Source organism: Gammaproteobacteria bacterium (assembly GCA_029881255.1).
Classification (GTDB): Bacteria; Pseudomonadota; Gammaproteobacteria; order S012-40; family S012-40; genus JAOUMY01.
Map to the genome: position 1 here is coordinate 1 of JAOUMY010000030.1, position 11,608 is coordinate 11,608.

12 protein-coding genes and 1 pseudogene are annotated in these 11,608 nt (G+C 43.9%); 7 read left to right on the forward strand and 6 right to left on the reverse strand.

Annotated features, from left to right (window positions below; translation table 11 throughout):
* Positions 1–88: 88 nt before the first annotated feature.
* Together OEZ43_21695 and OEZ43_21700 are read right to left on the reverse strand one after the other, a co-directional pair.
* Positions 89–388 carry a hypothetical protein gene (locus OEZ43_21695; protein MDH5548194.1) on the reverse strand — a complete coding sequence of 100 codons (300 nt, stop codon included), beginning with the start codon at positions 386–388 and terminating at the stop codon, positions 89–91.
* A 96-nt stretch (positions 389–484) separates the two neighbouring features.
* Entirely contained in the window at positions 485–637 is a 153-nt protein-coding gene (locus OEZ43_21700; GenBank protein ID MDH5548195.1) for a hypothetical protein, read from the reverse strand.
* Positions 638–733: 96 nt separating this feature from the next.
* On the opposite strand from OEZ43_21700, the pseudogene OEZ43_21705 reads away from it, so the two are divergent.
* The 4 genes and pseudogenes from OEZ43_21705 (at position 734) to OEZ43_21720 (ending at position 4,239) form a co-directional block, all read left to right on the forward strand.
* Positions 734–1,270 (forward strand): annotated as a pseudogene (locus OEZ43_21705) (tyrosine-type recombinase/integrase).
* Positions 1,271–1,420: 150 nt separating this feature from the next.
* The gene (locus OEZ43_21710; GenBank protein ID MDH5548196.1) at positions 1,421–1,876 is read left to right on the forward strand and encodes a hypothetical protein; all 456 of its coding nucleotides are present in this window, start codon (positions 1,421–1,423) and stop codon (positions 1,874–1,876) included.
* A gap of 21 nt (positions 1,877–1,897) precedes the next feature.
* The gene (locus OEZ43_21715) at positions 1,898–3,157 is read left to right on the forward strand and encodes an XRE family transcriptional regulator (GenBank protein ID MDH5548197.1); all 1,260 of its coding nucleotides are present in this window, start codon (positions 1,898–1,900) and stop codon (positions 3,155–3,157) included.
* A 2-nt stretch (positions 3,158–3,159) separates the two neighbouring features.
* Complete coding sequence (locus OEZ43_21720) at positions 3,160–4,239, forward strand: beta family protein (protein MDH5548198.1); 1,080 nt, start codon at positions 3,160–3,162, stop codon at positions 4,237–4,239.
* Here OEZ43_21720 and OEZ43_21725 read toward each other — a convergent pair.
* From OEZ43_21725 to OEZ43_21740, 4 genes are all read right to left on the reverse strand, one after another.
* Complete coding sequence (locus tag OEZ43_21725; protein MDH5548199.1) at positions 4,163–4,783, reverse strand: sce7726 family protein; 621 nt, start codon at positions 4,781–4,783, stop codon at positions 4,163–4,165. The genes OEZ43_21720 and OEZ43_21725 overlap by 77 nt on opposite strands.
* Before the next feature lie 134 nt (positions 4,784–4,917).
* Positions 4,918–5,343 carry a hypothetical protein gene (locus OEZ43_21730; protein ID MDH5548200.1) on the reverse strand — a complete coding sequence of 142 codons (426 nt, stop codon included), beginning with the start codon at positions 5,341–5,343 and terminating at the stop codon, positions 4,918–4,920.
* A gap of 562 nt (positions 5,344–5,905) precedes the next feature.
* On the reverse strand, positions 5,906–8,134 hold the full coding sequence (locus OEZ43_21735; protein ID MDH5548201.1) for a PAS domain S-box protein: 2,229 nt from the start codon (positions 8,132–8,134) through the stop codon (positions 5,906–5,908).
* Between the two features lie 135 nt (positions 8,135–8,269).
* Complete coding sequence (locus OEZ43_21740; protein MDH5548202.1) at positions 8,270–9,169, reverse strand: LysR family transcriptional regulator; 900 nt, start codon at positions 9,167–9,169, stop codon at positions 8,270–8,272.
* A gap of 104 nt (positions 9,170–9,273) precedes the next feature.
* Here OEZ43_21740 and OEZ43_21745 point away from each other — a divergent pair, with 104 nt between their 5' ends.
* The 3 genes from OEZ43_21745 to OEZ43_21755 form a co-directional block, all read left to right on the forward strand.
* Positions 9,274–10,245 carry a sugar nucleotide-binding protein gene (locus tag OEZ43_21745; protein MDH5548203.1) on the forward strand — a complete coding sequence of 324 codons (972 nt, stop codon included), beginning with the start codon at positions 9,274–9,276 and terminating at the stop codon, positions 10,243–10,245.
* Between the two features lie 78 nt (positions 10,246–10,323).
* The gene (locus tag OEZ43_21750; protein ID MDH5548204.1) at positions 10,324–10,731 is read left to right on the forward strand and encodes a hypothetical protein; all 408 of its coding nucleotides are present in this window, start codon (positions 10,324–10,326) and stop codon (positions 10,729–10,731) included.
* Between the two features lie 552 nt (positions 10,732–11,283).
* The coding region (locus OEZ43_21755) for a hypothetical protein (protein ID MDH5548205.1) at positions 11,284–11,608 on the forward strand (325 nt) is incomplete at its 3' end.

Genomic DNA, 11,608 nt, shown 5'->3' on the forward strand with positions numbered 1-11,608 from the left:
TTGTGGTTACCCCAAACGGACAGATCTTAATGCGTTAACCAGCACGCGAATACGAGGATGTAAGTCCAAGGTCATCTGCTCTCATCAATCAGAAATCAGGGTTGACATTGGGGCGTCTATACGAGGAGGTATAAACCGCCTGTTCCTGGTTGATCGCCAGTATCATTGATCCAAGCCCACCTGTCAAAAGAGAGATCTCTCTTATTCCCGGTGCACCGTTGTCTTTTGCTCCAGCCTCAATCGCCGCCGCATAAAATGCATCAACCTGCGACCTGTTTTCCGTGGAAAAAGCAAGATGAATGGGAGTGGTGCACTCGTTTGATTCTTCTAACCAGAACTCCGCCTTACCGTTTTTACAAAAACCACACCAGTCCTGGTACTCCATCAATTATTCAATTCCGAGAGGCGCCAACGCGTGAGAGTAAAATTCAGTGCTTTTCGCACTGCTCGATACAGCTATCCCCCATTAATATGGTAGGAATTACTACGATTTATCAGATTCTTTTTCTCGTTTCTCTTTAGCCTTCTTTTTCAGCACAAAATAAAGAACAAAAATTGAAGCCACCATGAGATAACCGACAATCTCAATACCGGTCATGATTTTTTCAATGTTCTCCAATAACCAGTCTTTTTGCATCTACTTCACCTCAGCTGCAAGCTAACCTTGCGTTACCCGGAGGATGTTATCACACAAATTAATCGGGGGCTGAAGCTTCCCCAGCATTTGATCTAAATTGAACGAAAACGGCTACGGGTTCAACTAGCCAATGCAACCAAAGAATTGGCTTTATTTAACCTGGCTATCGATAGCAAGCTCCGTGGCTGTGACCTCGTTAAGCTTAAGGTTCGAGATGTGGCACACGGCACCAAAGTAATGTCGCGTACCATGGTGTTACACCAGAAAACCAAGCGTCCGGTTCAATTTGAGATTACCCAACAAACACGAGAGTCATTGGGAGCATGGATCGCGGAAGCAAAACTCCGATCAGATGACTATCTTATTCCAAGTCGTATCCACGAAACACCCCATCTCTCAACCCGTCACTATTCGAGGATAGTGAAATCGTGGGTTTCATTGATTGGCCTTGACCCGAACGACTAAGGAACGCATTCGCTCCGGAGAACCAAGGCTACCTTGATTTATCGGCGGACGAAGAATATTAGGGCTGTTCAACTTCTGTTGGGGCATACCAAGCTGGAAAGCACTATTCGATATCTTGGGATTGAGGTAGATGATGCTTTGGAGATTGCAGAACAAACGGAAATTTAAAAAGAAACAATTTACGTGTAACGAACTCCAAATTCTCTACCAACCCTCAAAGAACGATATCCTGTTGTTTTTATTGCACATAATCTAAATACGAGCAGTAAGCAATACAGAGGGGTTGACATTCCATCAACACAACATTATTGTTGTGTCATGATTCCTGATCTAGTAAACCTTACTGGCGCGCCTTGGAAGGTGCTGCCACCCAACATCCATCAAGCCTCCCTCAGAGAGGTGGAGCAAAGTTTTGCAACAAACCCGCATAGAAGAGGCCTCTTTCAAGGCCTTGTTGAAGCCCTAAGGGCTCTATCTGTCGCAGGTTGTCGTTATGTATTTCTCGATGGTAGTTACGTAACAGGCAAGCCAAAACCAGGTGATTATGATGCTTGTTGGAATCCAACAGGCGTAGATGTCAAACTACTAGACCCAGTTTTTTTAGATTTTAAAAACAAGCGTGCAAATCAAAAAGCAAAATATAAAGGAGAGTTTTTTCCCTTTCACTTAGATGCGGGAAATGGTCAGGCATTTATAGATTTTTTTCAGACAGAATCTTTTACAGGAAAACAAAAGGGGATAGTGCTAATAGATTTGAGCCAAGAGTCCTTCTGATTTAGCACAGGAAAATTAGACATGATTTATAACGAGCGACAATACAAAATTACAGCAAAGCAAATTGAAAAGCTTCAGACTGTACTTGAGGAGTATGATCAACATGCTACTCCTGACTGGCTGGCTATTGCCCAAAAAGATGCTCTTAAAAGTCAAATTACTGATTTAAATGCTCAGCTGGTTGAATACAACCTCATTAAAGAAGGAAAGATTAGATATTCTGAATGCTCAGATCTCAGCAACCTACCGAGAGTACTTATCCAAGCTCGAATAGGTAAAGGACTGTCCCAAAAAGAACTTGCAGATAAATTGGGCATGACTGCGCAACAAATCCAAAGATATGAAGCTAGTGAATATATGGGAGCTAGTTTAGCGAGACTCATTGAGGTTTCTCATATTTTAGAAGTTAAACTTAATGAAGCGTGGGAAGGATCAAAATTCACATCAGAGGATACTGTTTTCGTTTGGCAAGACGCAGATGCAATTGATTGGACAAAGTTCCCAATCAAAGAAATGATCAAGAAAGGCTGGTTGAGCCTCAAGCATAAAGAGTCTCCTATATCAGCAGTTAAAGAGTTTTTTATGGCTTCCGCTGGAACCCAGTATGCTACTGCACTTCATCGTAAAAAATTCCACGGTGCAAACAGGCCTAACGAATATGCTTTATTAGCGTGGCAAGCGCGTGTCTTGCAGAAAGCAAGAAACGAAGTAGAGAAATTCAATATCGACGAGTTTGTTTACGATGATTCTTGGTTAGATCAACTGGTAAAGTTGAGCACAAAAAGCGATAGTCCAAAAAAGGTTAAAGATTTTCTAGCAAGTAAAGGGATCATTCTTGTTATAGAGGAGCACCTGCAAGGCACATACCTTGATGGCGCAGCAATGCTGCTTGAAACTGGAAATCCTGTTATTGCTTTAACGTTGCGTTATGATCGTTTAGATAACTTTTGGTTTGTTCTAATGCACGAATTAGGACACATATTTCTACACCTTTTTGATTCTTTAAATATGGACTTTTTTGACGAAGAAAATAATGAAGAAGAAGATAGTCTCGAGAAAGAAGCGGACGAATTTGCGCTGAATACGTTGATTCCTGATGAAAAGTGGGAGCTGTGTTTATCACGATTCTCTATGTCTGAAGAATCAGTAAAACTAGATGCCCAAACACTCGTGGTACATCCAAGTATTGTTGCGGGGAGAATTCGAAAAGAGAGTAATAATTATCTAATTTTGAATAAACTAGTTGGACAGGGCGAAGTTAGAAAATATTTAGGTAACTAAAAATGGAAATTGATAAGTCTATTTATGTCCCAGTACTGAAATGGAGACAAGGGGAATACCAAGCCCTTTATAAACTGAAAACTAAAGTAAAGGATAAGATTGTCCCTCTAATTGTGATTCCTCCCATAGAGTACAATTTTGAGGAACGAAAGATGAAGCACACCCCTCATGAGCATATCGATCCTTTTCCAAAGAAATTCTGCACTAAATGGGGAACAAGGCATGCATTAATCGATTTGCATGACAGCCTAGAAGACAAATTGATGGATGACGGCGAAACTGTTATAGCACATGTTTTTCAAAGCCTTTTGAAAGAAGGCTGCAACATAACCCCTGTTACAGGGTTTTCTAAAAGTTCCGGTTATCAAAGTGATATTAAGAAAATATTGAAAGGAAATGATAAAGGGGTAGCGTTTAGGATTTTTCTCGAAGAACTAATGGAACCATCCCTGAATAACTCCATAAATGATCTTCTTAAAACATTACAAATAGAACGAAAACAAGTTGATCTAATACTAGACCTAGAGCAACCGCAGTCTTTCGAACCTTATGTTACGTTCTCAAAAGCACTTAGTCATCGGATAGCTACAATAAAACAGCTGAGCGAGTACCGGTCACTGGTCATTATTGGAACATCACTTCAACTATCAGAAGTTTCTAAACCTGGAGGTAAAGTACAACGCCATGAATGGGGGTTGTATAAAGAATTATTAACCAACCTGGTAAACACTGGCCAGACACCTTCTTTTGGCGATTATACGATTGAAAATCCTAAATTTATTAGCGGTGACATGCGCTTAATGAAGCCAGCAGGAAAGGTTGTCTATACAATTGCTGACTATTGGTATGTAACCAAAGGGAAAGCATTTAGAGGAAACGAGAGTCAAATGGTTGATCACTGTCAATCAATTATCAATTCAGGGCATTTTAGCGGAAGTGATTTTTCGATTGGAGACAAGCGCATTAGTGATACTGCTACAGGAAAAGAAGGAACTGGCAATTTGTCTACGTGGAAGCAGGTCGGCGTAAATCACCATCTAACAAAGGTTGTTGAGCAACTCTCCAATCTTCACGCTGCATAAATTGTTTTTTTATCCATACAGATAGCTCGGACGGCGTAATTAAGCCAGGCAAAGCCTCGTAAAGATTTTGTCTCGCGCCCTTTATTTTTCTTTCTTCAACACCAAGGAATTTCAATAAATTAATAGTTTCTTTTTTCCACAAAAAGTGCGCCATTGCTTGTATCTCAATATCAGGGTTCTTCTTTGCTCTTCTCAATGAAGAAAAATAAATACCGCCACGAGCTCCCTTCTCAGCTAAAATAACGCCGCACCATTCGGGAGCCAAAGATAACACCTCATCTATATGATTAGGTGCCACTATGAAAGATAGCTTTTCAAAACATTTGCTATATGCAGTAAGCTGATCATAAAGTCTGGATAAATTGTCTTTAGAACTTTTTATTTCATAACCATGAATGCAGCCATTTAAGACGGCTATATCAATCCGATGCTGTCCGTGTGATACACCCAATTCATCTATTACCAAGGTTTTTGGGCAATTATGATAGGATATTAACCTTTTATTATGAAAGGCTTTTCTAATTTCTATATCGGTACTTTGCATAGCTAAAGACTGTTCAGTTTTTTTATATTAAGCAAAATTTTAACCGTTTTTTCTTATTATTTTAGTCATATACATGTGATGATAACCCAATTTCAGAATCTAACCAATATTCACGTATACGGAACCATCCTATATTACCAAATCTTATCTGAATATCCCCACAGCACCGTAATCACCAATAAAAACAAACCTACCGCCATTGTGCTTGTCTGCACCCAAAATAAACGCCACGTAAGTTGACCAAGTACATAAGACTTATATTTGTAAACAGCAGATAATTCAATCTCACTTTGTTGGTCAGATCGTAACTTTTGAGCTGTGAATCGATAGTCGAAAAGTCGAGAAACGACTGCTGCACAACTAGAAAAAACTGCAATAGAAAGCGACACGAGACAAATCTGAAGCGTGTGTTTAGAACAAGAATCTAAAATAAAATCTTTATCTCTAACTAGTGAGAATGCAAAAGCAAGCGCAGCAACAGATAACCCAAAAAACATATTTAACACAAAAGTAAGCTGACTCATCGTATAGCCTTGCCATCTTACAAATCGGTCACTCACTGATAAGTTCCTCTTATCATTTGCTGTCAAAGAACTGTTCGATTTTCAACAAATTTAACTTTGTTCTACGTCCGCTAAGGGTCGAAACTCCCCCACCTCAAGCCTTCGCCACCTGATCCTGATCAAAGATGTAATCCTTTACCCGAAACACCTTGGCGAGTTCTATGTCGATGATGGTGACGCCGCTGTATTCGAAGTCTATGCCTTGCTTGTTAGTACCGCGGTTCGTCCATTCAACGGCGACGGTGTTGGTGCCGGTGAAGTCGAGTAGGCGGCTGACGCAAATATTTTTTGTTCCAAAATGGAAGTTTGGGGATTGCTCCAGTATTTGTACTTACAGATTACGACGCCAAACATTGTTGTTTTAACCTGTCGTCGTCCTTTACAGGGTAATCCGGTTCAGCCCAACCCATCGTTCGTCCCCGATTTAAACCCAAAAAAATCATGGATGCAAACATAAATTGCATGCGTGAGGAATAAAGCAGGTGAGTGTTAGCTTACATATCAGTGCGGTATTGATGTGAAGATGATGCGCGCGATCAAATACCGACCAAATCTTCAGCTATGCAGGAAATGCCTCGGTTTCTTTTTCACCGGGTTCAGTTTGCAGCGTTTCTACCAGGTGTGGGGCTGGGGGGAAAAGTAATCTAATTGTCGTGTAGTGTTCGTTGTCAGTGTCGACAATGATGTGGCCGTTGTGGTTGTGGACGATGCTTCTTACTTTGGTTAGGCCAAGCCCCGGTGTTTCGCCAACCAGTAGACGGGATTCTTTTGTGGAGTAGAAGGGGTCCCAGATGAATTGCATGTTTTCGGGGGCTATACCTGCGCCATTATCAGAAACTGAGATTTCGACAAACTCACCGTCCAGGGGATAGTCGCAACAACTACAATGTTGATGCGTATGTTCACTCAACGCAGCTGTCAACTTTATGGTTCCGAGTTGGCCAACCGCTTCCCGGGCGTTTTTTAACAACGCTTCAATGGCTTTTTTCAAATATTGTTGATTGCCAAGAATGTTTGGTGTTTCGCTTGATATGTTGGTGATAAATTCGATCGTTGGCGTCTGATGTTTTTTGTCTTCCGCAATGATTCTTTTCAGCAGGCGACTAATGTCCAGTGGTTGGTGCGATAGTGCGCTATCTCCTGCGCTGGTTCGGATTTCTTCGAGCAATTTCGTGGCCTTTTCTGTCGCAAGGCGTGCATTATGTATATGTTGCGCCCTCACACCGCTATGAATGCCCGGAACTTCTGCCAGACTGATATAGCCCAAAATGCCGCAAAGCATATTGCCAAAGTGGTGAGAGATGCCACTGGCCAGATTAGACGCCAACACCATTTCCTTCAAACGGGATTCCTGTAATTTAGAAACGTCGACACCAGTTGATACGAAGTGGGTGATTTCACCGTGTTCGTCTAGCATAGGTGTAATCGTCTTCAGTTCGTAAAACATCTCGCCATCTTTGCGTTTGTTGATAAATAGTCCCTTGAAGGTCGAACCGGACTTAACAGTCTTCCACAGGTTTTCGTACATCGCTTCTGATTGCATGCCGGATTTAAAGAGGCTTGGGTGCTGGCCAACAATTTCACTCTCGGAATAACCCGTGCACTCTTGTGTCGCTTTGTTTGCGTGGAGGATTAGGCCATTGGCATCGGTGATATAGATGAGATCACTGTTTTGTTCCATTGCCTGTGCATACAGTCGTTGTAGTTCTCCCAGTGCTTTGAGTTTTTCGCGAGAATTCGCCCATGCATAGGTGATGGGAAACGCAGCTAATAGTAATAGTGTGACGACAAGGATGCCGTAATTGAATCTACGCTCGGTTGCGGCGTAAAGCGTTTGCTCCGGCACATAGGAAACAATCCGCCAGGGCGGTTCATCTAGCGCAAGTTTAACGTGATGAGCGGCTTTGAAGCTATGTAGCGATAGTTGATAGATATTTTCCAGCCGATTGACTGTCGAGAACGTAAATAGCCCGGTATTGGAAACGAGTTGCCCGGACATTTTGGCAGACAACGCTTCCCATTCAGAGAATTGCTGTGCAAATGAGGGTCTACCGGGATACATGAAGCCCCAGTTTTGCTCGGGCTGGTCACTATATAAGTAGTAGCCCTCATGGTTAACCAAATACAATTTGGAATCGTTGTTCTGGTCGTGAAATGTTAAGGGGCCTAGAAGTTTGTCGCCCAGGAAATTGAAAATCACTATCCCTGTTTTTTCACCCGCTGGGTTAAATACCGGTGTCGCAATCCGAACGACAGGGCGAATCGGAAGTTCGATAGATTGGTGCTCAATGTTCAGGTCAAAACGGGAGACATAAACTTCACCCGCATTCAATCCTATCGATTGTTGAAAATAGGGGCGCGTGGATTTGTCTTGTAATTCCTCGCCACGTACGACAGTAGGCTTAGTACCATCGAAATTCACGCGTGCTATTTCTTGTCCGGACAGGTCTAGAAAACGCAGTTGGTAATAACTACGCGATATTGTCGCCAGCCGACTAAAATGATCAATGAGTTCAGCATTACTTTGGCTAGTATTGGCAAACTTGGATTTATCGCTGGCAATCAACAGCAGATCCGAAAGCGCTTGTTGGAAATAGCCGGTGATCTCCGCAGTAATACTGCTTACGGTCTCTATTTGCTCGGCTTGCCAGTGAGCCTGCTCGAACTGCCTGTCCAGGTAATGGCTCGCCAGCAATACGCAGGATAGGAATACGCCTATTAACACAGTCAACGTGATCGAAGAACGTAAAACAGGGCGTAGATGTAAACGTGTTGAGCCGTGTTGCAAGGGAGTTCTCCGGATCTGGAGCTTCGGAGCATTAAGTGTGCTACAACTTGTGAATTCGTTTCAAGTTTTGCGACATTTAATTTCTAGTCGCAAATACATTGCGCTTGTCATGGAAATTCAGTTGTTGCTCGACAGTTACAGCACAACGGCACGATACACATCCTCTTCAAACCACTGCACCAGAAAATCCCGCATCGTTTTAATACGTGAGTTGTACTGCGTATCACTGTGACACACGATCCAGAATTCCAGTGGCGGTAATGGAATCCATTCGAGTATGCGTTGTAGTTCGGGCCAATGTTTGGCGAGTTCGACGTGAGTCCCGACGATGCCTGCGCCACTGCGGGCGAGGTTGATTTGGGCGAGATAGTGATCGGTGCGGATAGCAAAATCGTTGCGCGAAAAATGCGCGCCCATCTTGGCTGCTTCGTCGATGAATTCCGTGTCTGCATCGAGGCCGATGATGGTGTGTTGTTTAAAGCTGTCGAGGTCGGTTGGGTCGCCGTGTTTGGCGATGTAGTCTCGATGCGCGTAAAAGCCCATTTCCATATCGGGTAAACGTCGTGCGACCAGGTCGGGTTGGGTGGGGCGAAACATGCGTAGCGCAATATCGGCTTCGCGTTTGTTGAGGCTGCTGGCCTGATTGGTAATCGCGATCTCGATGTGTACGCCGGGGTGTTGTGCGCGAAAGGCGGCGATGGCCGGAGGGAGTAAGTAGATACCAACGATTTCATTCACGCTGATGCGCACATCACCTTCCAGTTTTTCCGACATCCCGGACACCTGGCGATGAAAGCTATCGGCGGCATTGTCCATCTGACTGGCGGCATCGACCAGGCGCTGGCCTTCCTCGGTAAGACTCAGGCCCTGGGTGCTGCGTTTGAATAGATTCAATTTGGTTTGTGATTCAAGGGCTTGAATATCGCGGCTGAGAGTAGGTTGGGAAACGCCAAGCTCCCGCGCCGCCGCAGACAGGCTGCCGAGGCGCGATACTGTCAGAAATACACGGATATAGTCCCAATTGACGTTATTCATATATGTATATCCATAATTGATTTCTATCTATTCAATAAACATGTGAGAATAACGATACTATCACCATCGACACAGACAAACCACAGTGAACAAAGGAGACGGTGATGAAAAAGGCTTTGATTTTAGGTATCGGCGGGACTTTCGGTGGCCATGTTGCCAAGGCGCTGGCGCAACAAGGGTGGCAGGTCAAGGCGATGGTGCGTAATCCCGATAAATGTAAGGCATCTATTACCGGTATGCAGATTTGCCGAGGTGACGCGGCCAATATCGAGGATGTGCGTGCGGCGGCGAGCGGTGTGAGCCTGATTGTTTATGGCGTGAATCCGCCTAACTACGATTGGGACAACAAGGCCTTGCCGTGGATCGATGTAACGGCGACGGTTGCGGAAGAGCAGGGGCTGACGGTGGTGTTTCCCGGTAATGTCTATGTGCTCAATCCTGCGCATGGGCCGGTGTTTGAAGAGTCCGCGGCGATGGACCCGGTGACGACCTTGGGCAAAACACGTTTGGCCATGGAGCAGCGTTTACAACGGGCAGCGGAAAACGGAGCGCAGGTCATCATTATGCGTGCCGGTGACTTCATCGCGCCAGGTGCGCGTAGTTCCTGGACACAACATTTGTTTAGACAAAACAAAAAAGGCGTCACGATTAGCGCACCGGGTGATGCATCGTTACCGCACACCTGGGCTTATGTGCCAGACCTTGCGCATACGATTGCGGCATTAGTCGATAAAAGCGATGCCTTGGAAACGTTTAACGTGTTCCACTACAAAGGCTATCGCGCAAGCATTAACGATATGGCTGAAGCTATTACGCTGGCAACCGGACTATTGGTAAAAGTTACCGGCTATCCATGGTGGTTGATGAAAGTGTTTAGCTATTTTTCGGTGATGTTTCGTGGCGTGATGGAGATGTCGTATTTGTGGAGAGAAGAGGTGTCTTTGTGTGATGACAAATTGAGAGACTCGCTGGGATTTGCCCCAACCACTACGCCGCTAGTGCAGGCCTTGATTGAGAGTAAATTGATTCGAGACATGGGTGTACAGCAGGGCGCGTGGAGTAACGCGAAGCACTAAGTAGGGTCAGATACAACTTATCGCTAATATTGGCGATAGGTTGTATTTTTGGTATGGATTGAAAGGGAGCAACGAGACATGGGATTCATTAATGAGTATGTTTCGGAAGAAGACGATAGGAAATATGGCTTGGAGGAAATCGATAAGCGGTATCGAAAAGCCCACAGTCGACCCAGTTGGACAATTGATCGCGAAAGGAATATCTATTTGAGATGGATGTACCCTGGACGTGAAGAATATTTTGATCATTTTTATTTTACATTCTATTGGCAAGACACGCTGTTTGACGTGGATTTAGAGTATAAGGGGAGCTATGAGAATGGAGAAGGGCAGACGGTTTGGACTCTTGTCCAACTGAGCACTCCTGGCAAGTTAAGAGATAAAAGAGCGGAGATTATTCATGATCTCAAAGAGGCTCTGGTTGTATTTAAGGACTTTGGAGTCCGATCTCGTTTGACGGCCCACAAGGCGATATTTGAATTTTAGTTTTTTAACAAGGATGCAGTTGAATGCCAATGACCTACCAGGATGCGCATGCTCAGCTTACCAGAAATTTTGGCTATTATAGTTCGCCGGAGAAGTCTCTGGATTTCCGAGTCCCTACCAATCACTCTTTAAATCGATACGCGGATTTTCCGTTTAGTAGTGAAATCAGTAAGCGGGAAGTTGATAGTTTTTTTCTTTTGGTATTGCTTACTGGTCTTAAACCCCACTTAGACAAAAATACCAGTGAATACGAGAAGCCGGGGCATCAAAGAAATTTACATCTTCTAGTCCAAACGATTAATAGTCAGCCACCGGTTTCAGCGCAGCTATTAAATAGGAATTACAATCTTACGTGTTAACTTGAAATCGAAATTGAAGCTAGCTACTGTGGGTTGGGTGAAAAACAGTGGGAACGTATTGAGTATTAGATATTTTTTATCCTTTCTACGCAGTATGCGGATGAAAGTGAGAGAGCACTAGATCGGAATGAATTACCGATTAGTGGTTTAAATGAAAACATTCAGAACAGATTTGAAAAAGGAGCGGCGAAAAATGGGATTCATAAATGAGTATGTTTCGGAAGAAGACGATAAGAAATATGGCTTAGAAGAAATAGATAAGCGTCACAACAAGTTACACTATAGGTCAGATTGGACGATCAATCGCGAGAAAGATGTTTACCTTCGCTGGATGCACGCCGGGCGCGAAGAGTTCTCAAACGTGCATGATTTTACCTTCTATTGGAAAGGGACGTTGTTAGATGTCGTGCTATCACACAGGGGTAGCAGTGTTCGCGGAGGGGCGGGGGAGACGATATGGACACTGGAGAGTTTCCGTATCCCGCAAGAACTTAGCCAGCATAGGTTAGAGATAATTG